The organism is Allochromatium warmingii (assembly GCF_900107145.1).
GTDB lineage: Bacteria > Pseudomonadota > Gammaproteobacteria > Chromatiales > Chromatiaceae > Thermochromatium > Thermochromatium warmingii.
The window spans coordinates 21,967-38,873 of sequence record NZ_FNOW01000006.1 but is presented as its reverse complement, the minus strand read 5'-3'; the positions used below and the strand labels follow the sequence as shown (position 1 = coordinate 38,873).

The 16,907-nt window shown below is 55.2% G+C and carries 12 protein-coding genes; 5 read left to right on the top strand and 7 right to left on the bottom strand.

What is annotated here, in order from left to right; all coding sequences use genetic code 11:
- Positions 1-10: 10 nt before the first annotated feature.
- From pdxA to BLW10_RS02960, 3 genes are read right to left on the bottom strand one after another with little or no spacing between them, the layout of a single operon-like run.
- Positions 11-1,063 carry a 4-hydroxythreonine-4-phosphate dehydrogenase PdxA gene (pdxA, locus tag BLW10_RS02970; RefSeq protein WP_091332279.1) on the bottom strand — a complete coding sequence of 351 codons (1,053 nt, stop codon included), beginning with the start codon at positions 1,061-1,063 and terminating at the stop codon, positions 11-13.
- Positions 1,060-2,409, bottom strand: a complete 1,350-nt coding sequence (locus BLW10_RS02965) for a peptidylprolyl isomerase (protein WP_091332278.1) — start codon at positions 2,407-2,409, stop codon at positions 1,060-1,062. The genes pdxA and BLW10_RS02965 overlap by 4 nt, the downstream gene beginning before the upstream one ends.
- Positions 2,390-4,900: an LPS-assembly protein LptD gene (locus BLW10_RS02960; RefSeq protein WP_091332277.1), complete on the bottom strand. Its 2,511-nt coding sequence runs from the start codon at positions 4,898-4,900 to the stop codon at positions 2,390-2,392. Before BLW10_RS02960 ends, BLW10_RS02965 begins: the two co-directional genes overlap by 20 nt.
- A gap of 165 nt (positions 4,901-5,065) precedes the next feature.
- On the opposite strand from BLW10_RS02960, the gene BLW10_RS02955 reads away from it, so the two are divergent.
- From BLW10_RS02955 to BLW10_RS02945, 3 genes are all read left to right on the top strand, one after another.
- Positions 5,066-6,043 carry an aminoglycoside phosphotransferase family protein gene (locus BLW10_RS02955; protein WP_245709061.1) on the top strand — a complete coding sequence of 326 codons (978 nt, stop codon included), beginning with the start codon at positions 5,066-5,068 and terminating at the stop codon, positions 6,041-6,043.
- A gap of 72 nt (positions 6,044-6,115) precedes the next feature.
- Positions 6,116-8,995, top strand: a complete 2,880-nt coding sequence (locus tag BLW10_RS02950) for a CBS domain-containing protein (protein WP_177168968.1) — start codon at positions 6,116-6,118, stop codon at positions 8,993-8,995.
- An 8-nt stretch (positions 8,996-9,003) separates the two neighbouring features.
- Positions 9,004-9,585, top strand: coding sequence for a histidine phosphatase family protein (locus tag BLW10_RS02945; RefSeq protein ID WP_091332274.1), 582 nt, complete (start codon positions 9,004-9,006; stop codon positions 9,583-9,585).
- A gap of 19 nt (positions 9,586-9,604) precedes the next feature.
- Here BLW10_RS02945 and BLW10_RS02940 read toward each other — a convergent pair whose 3' ends face one another.
- Positions 9,605-10,687, bottom strand: coding sequence for a phosphotransferase enzyme family protein (locus tag BLW10_RS02940; protein WP_091332272.1), 1,083 nt, complete (start codon positions 10,685-10,687; stop codon positions 9,605-9,607).
- 153 nt (positions 10,688-10,840) lie between these two features.
- Entirely contained in the window at positions 10,841-13,081 is a 2,241-nt protein-coding gene (locus tag BLW10_RS02935; RefSeq protein WP_091332270.1) for a RelA/SpoT family protein, read from the bottom strand.
- 167 nt (positions 13,082-13,248) lie between these two features.
- Between BLW10_RS02935 and BLW10_RS02930 the strand changes: the two genes are divergently transcribed.
- A complete protein-coding gene (locus BLW10_RS02930) occupies positions 13,249-14,460 on the top strand; it encodes a vWA domain-containing protein (protein ID WP_091332268.1) in 1,212 nt (403 codons plus the stop codon).
- Here the strand turns inward: BLW10_RS02930 and rfbG are convergent.
- Both rfbG and rfbF read right to left on the bottom strand, forming a co-directional pair.
- The gene (rfbG, locus tag BLW10_RS02925) at positions 14,433-15,512 is read right to left on the bottom strand and encodes a CDP-glucose 4,6-dehydratase (RefSeq protein WP_091332266.1); all 1,080 of its coding nucleotides are present in this window, start codon (positions 15,510-15,512) and stop codon (positions 14,433-14,435) included. The two genes, BLW10_RS02930 and rfbG, sit on opposite strands and share 28 nt — an antisense overlap.
- Before the next feature lie 14 nt (positions 15,513-15,526).
- Positions 15,527-16,300 carry a glucose-1-phosphate cytidylyltransferase gene (gene rfbF / locus BLW10_RS02920; RefSeq protein WP_091332265.1) on the bottom strand — a complete coding sequence of 258 codons (774 nt, stop codon included), beginning with the start codon at positions 16,298-16,300 and terminating at the stop codon, positions 15,527-15,529.
- A 169-nt stretch (positions 16,301-16,469) separates the two neighbouring features.
- Between rfbF and BLW10_RS02915 the strand changes: the two genes are divergently transcribed.
- On the top strand, positions 16,470-16,727 hold the full coding sequence (locus tag BLW10_RS02915; protein ID WP_091332263.1) for a hypothetical protein: 258 nt from the start codon (positions 16,470-16,472) through the stop codon (positions 16,725-16,727).
- Positions 16,728-16,907 lie beyond the last annotated feature (180 nt).

Sequence of the window (16,907 nt, the reverse complement as noted above, 5' to 3'; positions counted from 1 at the left end):
TTATTTAACATCAATATTTGAGCGCAATTGCATGATTCAGGTCTACCCTGTGAGTCGCCATCATCAACGCGGTCTGTATGGCAAATTGCAAGCTACCCAAATGTGCCTGATCGGTTCCAGCTAATTCCAGCGCCGTGCCGTGATCGACTGAGGTGCGAATAATCGGCAAGCCGAGCGTAATATTTACCGCTCGACCAAATCCCAAATGTTTGAGCACGGGTAAGCCTTGATCGTGATACATTGCTAATACCGCATCCGCTTCTTTTAAGCGGCTCGGAACAAAGAGCGTATCCGCTGGCAACGGGCCGATTAAATGCCAACCGCGTGCGCGACGTTCATTGAGCACCGGCTCAATAATATCGATTTCTTCGCGCCCTAAATGACCGCCTTCGCCTGCGTGCGGATTTAATCCACAGACTAAAATGCGCGGGTTATTTAATCCAAACTGCATGATTAAATCCCGATGCAAACTATCCAGCACGCGCCCAAGTGAAGCCTGCGTAATTGCCGAACTCACATGCGCTAATGGTAAATGCGTTGTTGCTAATGCAACCCGTAATCCGGGTGTCGCAAGCATCATCACTGGCTCGGCCTGACACTGTTCCGCTAAAAACTCAGTGTGACCAGTAAAAGGAATGCCCGCTTCATTGATAATGCCTTTATGTACCGGCCCAGTGATGAGCGCATCAACTATTCCATCAAGACAGCCAGCGCAAGCGCGTTGCAGTGTCGCTAATACATATCGCGCATTTGCTGGATTTAATTGTCCGGGCGTCACGGATTGAGCAAGCGCCACCGGCCACACTTTGAGTTGCCCGCGCTGACTCGGCTGCGCGGTTTCACGCGGATCAAACGGGATCAAGCTAAGATCCAGCCCCAAGCGGGCGGCGCGTTCGGCGAGCAATTCGGGATCAGCAACGGCAATGCGTTCAGCGGGCGAATGCTCGGCAGCGGCCAATCGCACCACTAAATCCGGCCCAATGCCCGCCGGTTCACCTGGGGTGATTGCCAGACGCGGCACTTGCGTGCGAGTATTTTGTGATTCGTGTGCGTGATGAATCATTCGCTACTCATTTCGCTATCAAGGCGAATTTCAATATAGGCTTCATCGCGTAATTGACGTAACCATTCCTCGGTTGCCTCTTCGGTTTTACGCCGTTGTAATGCTTCACGCGCTTTAATGCGTAATAAATCTTCGCTTGCGCTTTGCTGGCGGCGTTCCTGTACTTGAATAATATGCCACCCAAATGGGCTTTTAAAGGGCGCACTGATTGCACCAATAGCCAGCGCATTCATTGCTTGCTCAAATTCAGGCACGGTATCACCTGGATCAACCCACCCCAAATCACCGCCTTTGAGCGCCGAGCCGGTATCATCTGAATGCGCCCGCGCTAAATTCGCAAACTCTTCGCCATTCACTAGCCGTTCGCGTAATTGCGTGAGTCGTTGACGCGCATCCTCATCGGAGACGATTTCATTGGTGCGTACCAGAATATGACGCGCATGTGTTTGGGTCACATCTTGCGGAGTTGCGGCTTTAATTTCACGCATCCGCAAAATATGAAAACCGCTGGCACTGCGCAAGGGTTCACTGACTTCGCCTTCAGCAAGCGTATAAGCAAGTTCTGAAGCTAAACTGGGCACTGCACCCATTTCAAACCAACCCAAATCACCGCCATCGAGAGCATTGCGTCCATCTGATTCACTCGCGGCTAATGCGGCGAAATCTTCACCGGCACGCAGCCGCGCAATTAAGCGTTTAGCTTTATCTTCTGCCTGTTTCAGTTGCGCGGCGCTCGGATTTTCCGGTAAGGCAATTAAAATATGCTGCAAGCGCACCTGTTCGCGTTCGATTAAGCGACTGGATTCACGCGCTAAAAACCGGTCAATTTCTGTTTCAGTAATCTGGATTTTGCGCGTCACTTCTTGCGCTTGTAAGCGACTGGTAAGAATTTGCGAGCGGGTATCTTCACGAAAATCAGCAAAGCGAATAGCACCCGCTTCGAGTGTCGCTTTGAGTTCTTCAAGTGATAGCCCATTACGTCCGGCAATGCTCTGCAAGGCTTCTTCGAGCATGGCTTCATCGACTGAGATGCCGAGTGCTTTAGCCCGCTGTTGTTGCAGATGTTTTAAAATCAAACGGTCGAGTACCTGTTTATGAAGCTGGGTCAAGGGTGGCACTTCGGTACCGCGTTGTTTGAGTTGCGGAATGACTAGGGCAATTTCGCGCTCTAATTCACTACGCACCACGACATCATCATTGACGACGGCGATAATTGAGTCGAGTGTTTGTGCGGTGAGCGGCGGCGCATGGATAACCAGCACACTCAGCGCGACGCTAAAAAAACTCCAGCGTAGCCACTGCGACCGCGCAAAACCGCTGATCTGTTTAATCGGTCTGATACCCATAAATTCCCCGTTCCAGAACCTTATCAATCGAATTACCAAAAGCGCCAAGACCCGCCAGCTCTAATTGCAGCATGACGCTGGTGCTGGCGGGTTCAGCGGCATCGCGTTTGAGATGCTGACCTAATACCCGCAATCGCCAGCAGCACTGACCAAATTCCACACCGGCAAAGGCTTCAACTGTTTCTTCATGTAGCAGTGAATAGAGCCAACGTCCCACTAGGCGCATGTGCGAACCGACCGGCATCTGAAATGATAAATCAGTATCTTCATATTGTTCCGATGCTTGACTGCCGAGATTATAGCGGTAAGCAAGATTAAATAGCTGCTTGGTATCAGGACGATAGCGCAATTGCAAGACCTGTTTTTCCCAAGTCGGCTCCTCGTGATGCGGATTCCATTGCAATCCAGCTTGGGCGCTCCAATTGCGCGTCAGGCGAGCCGCAAATTCAGCAGCCAGCGGTGAACTGGATATATCACGGACTTGGCTGTCATTGAGTTGCAGTTGTCGCGCATCAAAATAATGAATCTGACCGAGACTGACACGCACTAATTCATCGCCGTCACGATTGGCAATGGTGCGCGATGTTAAACCCAGTGTCAGCCGGTTTTCATCGCCGATGCGATCATAACCGGTGAAGCGATTAGGGCGAAATAAACTGGCAAAGCTAAATTCAAGCGCCGTGGTATCAAACAGCGGATTATCGGCTTGATCTGCGTAGGCGGTGCGCACGTAATAGAAACGCGGTTCGAGCGTTTGAATCGTCGCTTGACCAAACCAATCGGTTTCGCGTTCAAAAATCAGTTTGCCATCTAATTCAAAACTCGGAATGAGATGACTGAGTTGCCGGTCTGCGTCGGCGCGTTGATTGGTGAGATCATAATGGGTGTAATAGAGTCGGGCGCGTGGAATCAAATGACCGAATCCGCGTCTGAATGGCCAGCGTAGGGTCGGTATAGCGACAAAACGACTGCCATGCACGGCGGTTTGATGAGCGAAATAATCGTATTGCGCCTCGAACGCATACTCAAATCCGCCCGCGAGTGATTGCGGCGTGAGATGAAATTCTAAATGTGGAAGCTGTTCATAGGGGCGATTGGCTGGCGCAATATTGGAATCAATTGTTTGGAATTGTTGCACCCGTGCTAATGCCCACCAGTCCGCATCGCTATAGCTGACATCAGCCCGCTGACTGAGATTGCGGACGCTGGTTAATTCCAGCCGATTGCCGAAATCGGTCAAATAGTCAGCATCGGAAACTGTGGTAAAATCAATTGCGCTTGACCAGTGCTGATTCAACCAGCCAAATTGGGTTAAATGCAGCGCACCGCGAATGCCCGCATCCGGATTGGCGCGATCTTCGGGCAGTATTTCGCCATCAAATTCGAGCCGCTGCCAGGGTGATAAATGCCGCACTTCTGCGCCCAACATAAAACCGCGTTCGCTCATAATCCGCGGAGTCAAGGTGGCATCGGTATTTGGGGCGATATTCCAATAATAGGGAATGCTGATATCCAGGCCGGTTTCATCCGCACTGCCAATCGCTGGAATTAAAAACCCGCTGTGCCGCCGTCCATCAATTGGGAACATGAGATACGGGGTATAAAATACCGGCACGTCCCAAAGCTGTAGCCGCGCATGACGCACGGTGCCCAATCCGCTGTCTTGATTTAATTCGAGATCGCGGGCGCGTACTGACCAAGTGGCATCACCGGGTGGACAGGTGGTGTAGAGCACATCGCGATACTGACTGCGCTGGGCGTCGAGTAACCACACCTCTTGCGCGGCACCGCGTAAATTGGCCTGATCGTGTAAGCGATAGCCGACCTGTTGCACATGGCCACGTTCGGTTTGCAGGTTGTAATCCGCCTGCGCTCCAATCAGACGCAGCCCCGGATGTTCTAACAGCACGCCATCGCTGGCGTTGATCTCGCCAGTCGTGCGCTGATAACGCGCCGCTGGGGTGCGCAGACGACTGCGATCTTGCACGATGTCGATGTCGCCGCGCAGTTGCAGCAGATCGCGGGTTTGATCGTAATCGACCAAATCGGCGGTAATCTCAATCGGCTGCCGGTCATCAGGCGGCGGGGGCGGGACAAATCTGTTCATTCCGGGCCGAGGGCCGCAATAATTCCAATCGAGACCCTGATGCAACAACGGATCGTTAGCGCGTTGTGCGACCGGAATCGCGGCCACGGGCGCGGCGGGGCGCTCATCGGGCGGTGCGATGGTGAGCGGTTGCGCGGCCACCGGCGGCAGCGTCGGCGCAGCGGGGGCGGGCATCGGAGCCGTCGGGGTCAGTAGCGCGTCAGGTGTCGCAGCGGCAGCGGGCGGTGTCGGCGTGAACGCGGTCGCGGCGGTTGATGGCGGCGCGGGCGCTGTCACCACAGCAGCGGCGCTTGGCTCGGCACTGCGGCTGACTGCCGACGTGCTCGCCAATGCCAGCAACAGCAGGGCGCGGGCGTGCGGGTGAAAATCGGCCTGAGTCGGCATGAGGTGGCTGGTGTGTAATGAAGGACAGAAAAAACCTGAAGCATCGGCGGCAGGCGAAGCCGGTGGCGGCTGAGACGCAAGCAGTTTAACTTGTTATGTTGGTGATGTGCGCAAAACAGGGTAATGGACGGGGGGTTGAACGGCGTGGTAGAGCGAACGACAGCTTTGCAAACTTGGTTAGCGACTGTGCTCAAAACGGACAGCGTGCGGCTGACGCCGGCGTCAACGGATGCCAGTTTTCGGCGCTATTGGCGGGTGTGGCACGCTGGCCAGACGTGGATTGCAATGGATGCACCACCGGAAGTTGAGGATTGCGGACGCTATGCGGATTTAGCGCGACGTTGGCGAGCCGTCGGGCTGAATACGCCGGAAATCATTGCCGAAGCCCGCGAGCAAGGATTTTTGCTCATCAGTGATTTTGGTGAACGGCTGTATTTGCAGGAATTAAGCGCGGACACTGCCGATCAATTATATGGCGCGGCACTCAATACATTAGAACGCTTGCAAACCTGTGCGCCGACTGATGAATTACCGCGTTATGATGCCGCATTATTAACCCGTGAATTAGGTTTATTTGACGACTGGTTTTTAACCGGCCTGCTCCAGCGGTCTATTCAATCCGATGAACGCGCACGCTTAACGACCGTATATCAGCGCTTACTCACGAATGCACTCGAACAACCACAGGTTTGCGTACATCGTGATTATCATTCGCGCAATTTAATGCGCACTGAGCAGGATCATCCGGGCGTACTGGATTTTCAGGATGCCGTGCTGGGGCCGATTACCTATGACGTGGTGTCATTAGTGCGTGATTGTTATATCGCTTGGCCGGAATCCCGCGTGCAAGACTGGTCGCGGGCGTATTATGCGCGGGCGACAGCAGCCGGATTAGTCGGTGATGTGACATTTGAGTGCTGGCAGCGATGGTTTGATTTAATGGGAATGCAGCGACATCTGAAAGCCTGTGGGATTTTTGCGCGACTGAAATTACGCGATGGCAAACCAGGATATATAGCGGATATTCCGCGCACACTGAATTATGTGATCGCGGTTGCTGGGCGCTATGCGGACTTGCAGCCATTTGGTGACTGGCTAAAAACAGCGATTTGGCCAATGATTGAGCTGCAATGCAGCGAATAAGCGCGGCCTACACTCAAGCTGAAGGCTGAAAGCTGGTAGCTGGACGAACCCACAATGGACGAGCAACGCGGTATGTCTTCTTTAATTGCGATGACGCTGGCTGACATTATGAGTGCGGTGGTGCAGCAGGTGCCGCCGGACTGCCCACTCAGTCACGCCTCGCGTCACATGGCGCAAGCGCGTATTTCCTCGCTGATTGTCGTCGATCACGGGCAGCCGGTCGGCATTCTCACCGAACGCGATTTACTGCGCCTGCTCCACACCCGCACCCGACTCGATCTGCCGGTTGCGCAGGTGATGAGTACGCCGGTGCTCACCGCGCCCGCCGACACGCCCTTTGCGAACGCCTATCAGCTTGCGCTCGATCATCAATTTCGTCATCTGGTCGTGGTCGATGCGGATGGGTACGTCATCGGCATTGCCACCGAAACCGATTTCCGCCGTCCACTCGGTCTCAAACTGCTGCGTCAGTTGACGGATCTGACCGCCGTGATGGACGGTGAGCCGCCCTTTTTACCGCCGGAGACGCCTGTTGACGCAGTGTTAGAGCAGATGCGTCGGCAGCGGATGTCCTATGCGCTGGCGGTTGCCGAGCAACGGGCGCTCGGCATTTTGACCGAACGCGATATTCCACAGTTGCTGGCTAACAGTGATGCCGAGCAGCTCCATCAGACGCGGTTATGCGACGTGATGCGCTCGCCGGTGCGTGTTGTGTCCTATGACACGCCGGTCGCCGATGTTGCGTTGCACATGCACGAACACAATCTGCGCCATCTGGTCGTCGTCGATGACGCTGAACAGGTGATGGGCGTGGTGACGCTGCATAACCTAATGGAGCGCATCAGCGCCAATCTGTTTCAAGAAGTCAGCCAGCATCGCATTGCGCAACTCGCTGCTGACAACGCGGCCCGCATCCGCCGCGATATTGCGCGGCTGCGTGCGGCACAAGCGGCGCTGCATGAATCTGAACGCTTTGCGCGGTTGACGCTCGATGCGCTGTCGGCTTTTGTGGTGGTGCTCGACGATCAAGGCACCGTGATTACGGCGAATCGGGCTTGGCGCGAGTGGGCCGCGACCGCACCGCCGCTGCCTTTTGCGGCGGAAGAAGGTGACAGCTATCTGGACGCCTGCACCGCCGCGCCGGCAGAGCATCCAGCGGCAACGCTCGCGGCAGGTCTGAGCGCCGTTATCAGCGGCGAGCGCGATACCTTCGAGCTGGAATATCCGGTTATCACGGCGACCGCCTGTACTTGGCTGGCGATTCGCGCCACCTGTTTTGATGGCTCCGATCCGCGTCGGCTGGTGGTCGCACATGAAGACATCACTACCCGCAAGCGCCTCGAACAGCATTTAGAAACGCTGGTTCAAGAACGCACAGCCGAACTGGAAGAGGCCAAAAACGCCGCTGAAGCGGCCAATCGCGCCAAAAGTACCTTTTTGGCCAATATGAGCCACGAAATCCGCACGCCGATGAACGCCATTCTCGGCTTAACCCATCTGCTGCGTTGCGACAGTCCTGATGTCAAACAACAGCGGCAACTCGACAAGATCGCCAGCGCCGGACAACATCTGCTGGAAATTCTGAACAGCATTCTCGACATCGCCAAAATCGAGGCCGGGAAGCTGGTGCTCGATCAGGTCGATTTTGCGCTGACTGAGCTGGTTGAGAGCGTCGCCAATCTGATGCAAGAGCGGGTGCGTGCCAAACAGCTCAGGCTGCGCGTCACGCTCGCGCCCGATCTGCCAGCGCAGGTGCGCGGCGATCTGTTGCGGCTCAAACAGGTGTTGCTGAACTTTGCCAGTAATGCCGTGAAATTCACCGAACAGGGCGGTATCGAGCTACAGGTACAGGCACAGCCAATAACGGCTGACTGCTGGCATGTACGTTTTGCCGTCACTGATACTGGCATTGGCTTGAGCGAAGTCCAGCAGCAGCGGCTGTTTGAGCCGTTTGAGCAGGCCGACAATTCGACCACGCGCCGCTATGGCGGCACCGGACTGGGCTTGGCGATCAGTCGGCATCTGGTGGCGCTGATGGGCGGACAGCTTGGCGTGACGAGTACGCTCGGACAGGGCAGTTGCTTTTGGTTTGAGGTACCGCTGACCTGTGCTACAACCGCGCCGATAGCGGCAGTGCCAGTCACCTGCGTCAATCCGCCGTCCTGGAGCGCCTATGCTGGTCGGCGCGTGTTAGTGGTTGAAGATAATCCGATCAATCAAGAAGTCGCGTTGGCGCTGTTGCGGGCTACGGGGTTGCAGGTCGATGTTGCCGATCATGGCCGTTTGGCGCTCGATCTGGCGCGGCAAACGCGCTATGACCTGATTTTGATGGATATTCAGATGCCGGTGATGAACGGATTGGAAGCGGCGCGGGCGATTCATGCCCTGCCCGGTCAGGAAACGCTGCCGATTCTGGCGATGACCGCGAATGCCTTTGAAGCAGATCGACAAGATTGTCTCGCCGCTGGTCTCTGCGATCATGTCGCCAAGCCGGTCGATCCAACGGACTTGTATCAGACGGTGCAGCGGTGGTTGCCAGTGCCCGATTTGTCGGCGGCGATTGCAAGCCTCGAACCGACGGTGCCGATGCTCGCGCCGCTGGAGCGCCTGCGTTGCGTGACTGGGCTGGATGTGACGGCGGGACTCAAGCGCGTCTGCAATCAGACTGACACCTATCTGCGGTTACTCCAGCGATTTGCGGTCAAAACCGGCACCCTGACCGCACAGTTAGAGCAATGCGTAGCGGCTGCGGATCGCGGCGCGGCACGGCATCTGGCGCATGAACTCAAGGGCATGGCCGCGACGCTCGGCGTTGAAGCGGTGCGAGACGCGGCGCAGATGCTGGAAGCGGCGTTGCACGACAGCACGGAATGCGATATGCAAAGACGGATGACCGAACTAGACGCCGTACAACAGCGGGTGCGGCATGACATCGAACAGATTTTGAGTTGAGAAACACCATGTTTGAAGCAGTGAGATATCTCGATGTATTGCGACATGGCGCGGTGACGGGCAATGAATGTCTGCGCGGCGAACAGGACGATCCCTTGAGTGCGCTCGGTTGGGAGCAGATGCAGCAGGCGACCGCAACAGCGACAGGCTGGACGCAGATTGTGAGTTCACCATTGCGGCGGTGTGCTGAGTTTGCGCAGACGCTGGCAAACGCACGCGGTGTGCCGCTGCATGTGGTGGCTGAGTGGCGTGAACGGTCATTCGGCGACTGGGAAGGGCGGTCACTCGCGGCGCTGCCAGAGGCGGAGCTGGCGCAATTTTGGGCCGATCCAGTTGGCTACACGCCGCCCAGCGCCGAGCCGTTTACCGCCTTTCGCGAGCGGGTGTTAGCCGCCTGGTTAGACTTATGCGCGGATCAGGCGCAACACACGCTGCTGATTACGCATGGCGGGGTGATTCGGGTATTGGTCGCTGAGGTGTTGTGTATGGCTGACGCTGGGTTGCTGGCGCTGGAAGTTCCCCATGCGTGTTTAACCCGGCTGCGGATATATCCACCGCCCGGGCGGGCGAGTTTGATTGGGCATGGGTAATAGGGCGGTCAACATCAAACTATCCGCTAAATACCTCATCAATCACCGCCCGAATCGCCTGTTCCTGCCGCTCAATATCAGCGACTAATGCAAATTGAATCTGCGCTTTAATGAGATTGCGCCCTGGGCGATCAACTTTGAAATAACGATCTCCGTTGAGATGATCGATCAAAAACCGCATCCCTAATTCAAACGGCATGACGCGAATCCCATCAAATAAACAGTCAATTTCCGCTGTATTCAACCAAGCACGTGTCACCTCAGCATAGCCGCCGAGAATAGCCGCCGCCAATTGAAGATCAAAACTGACTCGCGTCGGATCGGTTTCGCCTTCGCCGAGCGCATTGCAGCATGAACGCAAACAATCGCCTAAATCATGCTGAATCAATCCCGGCTGCACCGTGTCGAGGTCAATTAACGCTCGCGCCTGTCGGCCATATTGATCGAAAAGAATATTATCAAGTTTTGGATCGCCATGCGTGAGATACAGTGCAATCTGTCCGGCGGCTAGTGCCTGTTCAAGTATTTTGGCGAGTGCTTGCCGGTCGCGAATAAACGCCCGCAATTGAGTTAATTCCGGCGGTGCGTCGATGAGCATTTCCGCTAACCGCTTAAAATAGCTCGCGGTATCGTGATAACCTGGCAAGGTGACAGCAAAATCGGTGTTCGGTAGATGCGCTGTCCAGCGATGAAACCGCCCCAGCGCTCGCCCAACCTCACGCGCTTGCTCAGGCGTATCTAATCGCGTCAGGGTGCGTGTTTCGGGAATAAATTCCAGCAGCCGCCAAATTGCCCCGGCTGCATCGCGCACAAAGCTCGCGCCGTCATAGGTCGGAATTAAACGCGGCACACATAAATCATAGGTTGCGGGTGAGTGCGGATGCTGCGCCAAGCGATGCAGATTCGCCATAATCTGTTCTGGTGCGGGAAATACCTGACCATTGATCCGCTGTAAAACATAAGTGCAATCAGCGGCTTCTAAGCGATAGGTGTCATTAATTAGCCCGCGTCCAAGTGGAGTCACATGAGACAGCGGTCGCGCAATTACAAATGCTTCAGCCAGCGCCAACAGATGACGCGCATCACGTTCATCACATGACATCTTACGACCACCGATTCGATATGAAATGCTGAAAATAAATTCAGACAGGATTAACAAGATTTTTCAGAATTAACAGGATTTTTTAAAAAATTTTCAAAAATAAATCTTGTTTCATCCTGAATAATCCTGTTAATCCTGTCTAATGAACTGGTCTCAATGAAACCGCCGCACCTGATGAATATCCGGTAATTGCTGAAGTTTGATTATCAGCCGCTCCAGTTGCGTTTGATCGGCGACTTCAACGGTAAACCGCATCGACGCGGTATCGGTGCTTTTTTCTGAATGCGTTTCTACGCCAATTACATCCACATCGGCATCGGCAAAAATCGCGCTGACATCGCGTAATAATCCTTTGCGATCTCCCGCCACCACTAATAGATCAACCGGATAACGCCCCATGCTAGAACTAGCGGTGCGTTCAGCCCATTGTACGTCAATCAATCGCGCCCGCTCTTCAGCACTTAGATGACGAATATTCGTGCAATCACGGCGATGCACGGTCACACCGCGTCCTCGGGTCACAAACCCAATAATCGGATCATTCGGTACCGGTTTGCAACAGGGTGCAAGCCGTGTCATTAAATCATCAACACCGGCAATGACTACATCACTACCCGTATTCGTGGGATGTGAATGCGATTTGGTTAGGCGCGGCTTAATTTCTGGCTCATGTTCGCGGGCATCTTCATGCTTAGGTTCGCCGATTTGACGCGCTACCTGACCAACCGGTAAATCACCGCGCCCGATTGCGGCGAGCACATCATCACCGCGTTTGAAATTAAACCGCTCGGCGATCTGATCGAGCAGCGGTTTATCGGTGATTCCAAGCCGCGCTAATTCACGGTCTAATAATCCGCGACCTTCCTGAAGATGCTGGTCGAAATCCTGCTGTTTAAACCATTGCCGCACGCGATTGCGGGCGCGATGGGTTATTAGATAACCGTGATGCGGACTGAGCCAATCACGGCTTGGGGTGGCATTTTTCTGAGTGAGAATTTCGACCGTATCGCCACTGTGCAGGGTGTAATTCAGCGGCACAATGCGTTCGTTGACTTTTGCCCCGCGACAGCGATTGCCAATTGCCGAATGAATGGCATACGCGAAATCGAGCGGCGTTGCGCCTTTCGGTAATTCAACAACCTTCGAGTGCGGCGTTAAAACATAAATATGTGCTGGTTCAAATTCGGCTTTGAATTGCTCTAAGCGTTCTGTCGCACCGCTGTCGGTATTTTTGGTTTCTAGCCATTGTCGCATCCAAACAACGCGCCGCTGAAATTCCGCATCATGGCCTTTGGCTTCTTTATAAGCCCAGTGTGCGGCGACGCCAAATTCGGCATGTTGGTGCATGGCGTGCGTGCGAATTTGCACTTCTAAGGCTTTACCGGCTGGCCCTTCAACAGCGGTATGTAATGATTGATAGAAATTGCCTTTAGGTGTAGCAATATAATCATCAAATTCTTTCGGAATATGTCGCCAGAGTCCGTGAACGATACCAAGTGCCGCATAACAATCGGCGACTGAATCGACTAAAATCCGCACAGCACGTAAATCGAAAATCTCGGCAATATCAACGCTTTTGCGTTGCATCTTTTTCCAGATGCTATAAATATGTTTGGGGCGTCCGCTGATTTCAGCGGCAATGCCTAATTCGGCGAATTTTTCGCGCAAAATGGTAATTACTGCGGCTATATAGGCTTCGCGTTCTTCGCGTCGCTCGGCTAATAATCCAGCAATGCGGCGATATTCATCGGGCTGAAGATAACGTAACGCTAAATCTTCTAGCTCCCATTTAATTTGCCAGATGCCGAGTCGATTAGCTAATGGCGCATAAACGCGCTGGGTATCGCGGGCGATTTTCGTGCGGCGCTCAGGTTCTAAATCTTTGATGGCACGCATTAAATGCACGCGCTCGGCTAATACCACTAGCACGACGCGCACATCTTCGGCAATGCCGAGTAGCAAACGGCGGAGATTTTCTTCCTGTTGCGGTTGATCTTTGGCGGCAATCACCGCTTCAACAGTGGCTAATTGCTCGATTCGCGCTAAATCGGCGACCATCCGCGCTAAATTCGCGCCAAAATCGGCTAATAACGTCGTTTCGGTCAATTCACCGCCGCTTTCGGTCAGGCAGCCCTTGAGCAGCGCGGCCATCAGCGTTTCGTGATCCATGCGCAACTGCGCCAAGATGTCGGCGGTCGCGAGGCCGTGGCGGATCGGGGTTTCGCCGGTATCAGGGCGTGGCTCACCGCGACAGTGTTCGAGCACAGCTCCGGCGCGGGTGAGGGCGGCGCGTTCGTCAGCGGAATAATACGCATCGAGGCTATCGAGCCAGTGGCGGATGGCTTCAGTGTCGTCGATGTGCGGGGCGGGGAGATTCGAGAGCGGTTTGACCATGAGAAACGTGTATAGCGTCTTCAGCGAACAGGTTGCGTCGGTGCGGTATCCGTGATGCAGTGGGCGCGTCGGCACGCGATACCAGACATCATGCAGCTTAACGCGAATCGGCGGCCTGTTGGCTGGTTTGATAATTGGATCATCCGATTTTGATGAGGATTAGGCTTATGCTTATGCAATCTGCTCAGACACCTCAGTTCTGCACGCGGTCGCGCTTTGCTTTAACCGCCGCGCTGCTGCTCACCGCACTCGCTGCATTTCCCGCGAGTGCCGCGCAACCGTTCAATCAACACCACAATCAAAACCAACAGACGCCGCTGATCGAAGCCGTGTTCGTGCTCGACACCACCGGCAGCATGGGCGGGCTGATTCAAGCGGCGAAAGATAAAATCTGGTCGATTGCCTCGACGATGGCCGCTGCGCAACCTGCGCCCGAAATTCGGCTCGGATTGGTCGCGTATCGTGATCTCGGCGATGATTATGTGACACGCGTAGTCGATCTGACCAAAGATCTCGATGCGCTTCATGCCGAATTGATGCAGCTTCAGGCGCAGGGCGGCGGCGATGGCCCCGAAAACGTCAATCAGGCGCTGCATGAGGCGCTGCACCGCATCGGCTGGAGCCAAGACCCGCAGGCGTATCGCGTGATTTTCTTGGTCGGCGACGCGCCAGCGCACATGGATTATCCCAACGATGTGCCCTATCCCCAAACGCTGGCTACGGCGAAACGGCGCGGGATTCGCGTCAATGCGATTCAATGCGGCACGCTCAGTGAGACGACCCGCGAATGGCAACGCATCGCGCAACTGGGCAACGGCAGTTATGCTCAGGTCGAGCAGAGCGGCAACGCAGTGGCGTTCACTACGCCTTATGATGCGCCCTTAGCGAAACTCTCCGCTGAACTCGACGCGACCCGCATCTATTACGGTCAGGCCGAGATCCGCGCCAAGCAAGAAGAAAAACTGGCCTCGACTAAAGCCACGCAAGCGGCGGCTGCGCCTGCGGTGTTAGCGCGACGCGCTGAGTACGTCGCGTCAGAGAGCGGCAAGGCGAGTTTGAAAGGTGAAAACGAATTGATTGAGGATGTGACAAGCGGTCGCGTTGAACTCGAGGCGCTGCCCAGTGCGCAACTGCCCGCGCCCTTAGCTGACCTATCGCCCGCAGCGCGACGCACGTTGATTGCGGAACAGGCAGCCAAGCGCGAAGCACTCGAACAGCAGATTAAAGATCTGTCAGCCCAGCGTGCCGCCTATCTCAAGTCGCGGGTTGAGGCTGAAGGTGGCGCGGAAACGTCGCTGGATTATCAAATCTTCAATGCGGTGCGTGAACAGGCCGCTGAGAAGGGGCTGCGCTACGATAAAGCTGCGCCGGTGTATTGAGGCGCAGAAGCTTGATAGGCGCGAATCTGCTGGCGCGTCACCGACTGCATCTCAGCGCCCGCTCGCCACGCCTGATGCCAGCGCAGCGTATGATCTAAAGCGTGGCGCACCGTCCAGCGCGGACGCCAGCGCAGCCGCGCCCGCGCTTGGGCGCTATCGAGATTGAGCACAGCGGCTTCATGCGGCCCGACCTGTGTCGCGGTGTACCAGTGTCCGCCGCCATGCTCACACAACCAGCGCACCACCTGTTCCACTGACCAAGCATCCGCCGGATCGGGGCCAAAATTCCACGCGGTTGCACAGGCAGCATCCGGTACGTAGAGCCGTTCGGCTAAGTGCAGATAACCGGCCAGCGGTTCGAGCACATGCTGCCAGGGGCGGATTGCGTGCGGCGAGCGAATGGACACCGCTTCCCCAGCATCAAGCGCCCGCAACACATCCGGCACCAGCCGATCCGCCGCCCAATCGCCACCGCCGATGACATTCCCCGCCCGCACGCTGGCCACCTGCACCCCAGATGTCGCCAAAAATGCCTGCCGATAAGCGTGCGTGACCAACTCTGCCGCTGCCTTGCTGCTGGAATAGGGATCATGCCCGCCGAGCGCATCGCACTCACGATAGGGCCAGAACCATTCGCGGTTGTCGTAGCATTTATCTGTCGTCACGATCACTACCGCCCGCACACTCGGACACTGGCGCACGGCGTCGAGCAGATGCACCGTGCCCATCACATTAGCCGCATAGGTGCCGACCGGATCGGCATAGCCCGCCCGCACCAGCGGTTGTGCGGCCAGATGCAACACGATTTCTGGTTGCGCGGCCTGAAGTGCAGCGGTCACGGCTGCTTGATCGCGCACATCGCCGCGCACATCCTGAGCAAAGCACGCCCGCAGGTGCGCGACGGTGAACAGATTCGGCGTGGTCGGCGGTTCAAGCGCAAAGCCGAATAGCTCCGCGCCCCATTCGGCTAACCAAAGTGCCAACCAACCGCCCTTAAAACCGGTATGTCCGGTGATAAATACCCGACGTTGTGACCAAAATTGCGGACTCATCGCGTATTAAATCCTTAATCCCAACATTTCCACGGTGCTGCACCAGACGCCCATAAGGCTTCAAGATGCGTTTTATCGCGCAGGGTATCCATTGGCTGCCAAAATCCGTGATGTTCAAATGCCATCAGTTGCCGTTGAGCCGTCAATTTTGGCAGGGTATCGGCTTCCCAAGAAGTCCGATCATCGCTAATCAGATCAATACAGCGCGGATGTAACACAAAAAAACCGCCGTTAATTAACCCATCACCACCACGCGGTTTTTCAATAAAATCAGTCACGGTCTGACCATCACGATCAATCGCACCATAGCGTCCGGGCGCGGGGACAGCAGTGACGGTCGCCCAGCGTTCGTGATGACGATGAAAGGCAATCAATGAGCGAATATCGACATCGCTCAAGCCATCGCCATAGGTAAAACAAAATGCCTCTTGATTGCGCAAATAGGGCACAACGCGCTTTAAACGCCCGCCGGTTTGGGTATCCGCGCCGGTATCAATTAAGGTCACACGCCAGGGTTCGGCTTGATGATGATGCACCTCTAATTGATTCTGCGCTAAATCAATGGTGACATCAGACATGTGCAAAAAATAATTAGCAAAATATTCTTTGATGATATAGCCCTTATAGCCACAGCAGACAATAAATTCAGTCACGCCATGATGCGCATAGAGCTTCATAATATGCCAAAGAATCGGCATTCCACCAATTTCAATCATCGGCTTGGGGCGCAAATGGGATTCTTCGACAATGCGCGTTCCAAGACCGCCGGCGAGAATGACGGCTTTCATCGATGCAGACTGTGACATAGGCATACAACAGCAGCCTCAACATGAGCGGTGCCGGAATGATACGAGTAAATGGTTTTGTGCTGCCAGCTTTCAGCTCAATCGGGCATGACCGTTGCGTAGGCTTGTAGCGATCTGTTTACTGCTAATGTGCGTGGAGCGCCGGAACACGATGAACACTCAATATGAACGCAACGAGCCGTTATCCCCGAATTCACGCTCCGTAATCGAACCGCTGGCCGATCATTGGCAACACGAGCGGTTTTGGCTCGAATTGGTCGCCGATGGCAATACTGGCGCGTGGTTACTGTGCGTGCGCGACCGCTCCGAACGGCGGGCGCGGCGGCAACTCAACCTCGATCAAGTGTTGACGCTGCTGACCAGTCGCCCCCAGAGCCGCAGCGGATCGCATGACAGCAGCCATGTGTAAACTGCGCTAAACGCTGCCAAGTTCGTGGCAATGCGCCAGATAAGGCACGCTGGCAAGCGTCAGAGAATCGTCGTTTTCGGTCGCCGCCAGCGAACACCCGCGCACGGTGCTCCTCTATTAACCGCGACTGGCATAGCTTTCGCATAACTCGACACATGATCCATCTTGGCGAGGGCGTCA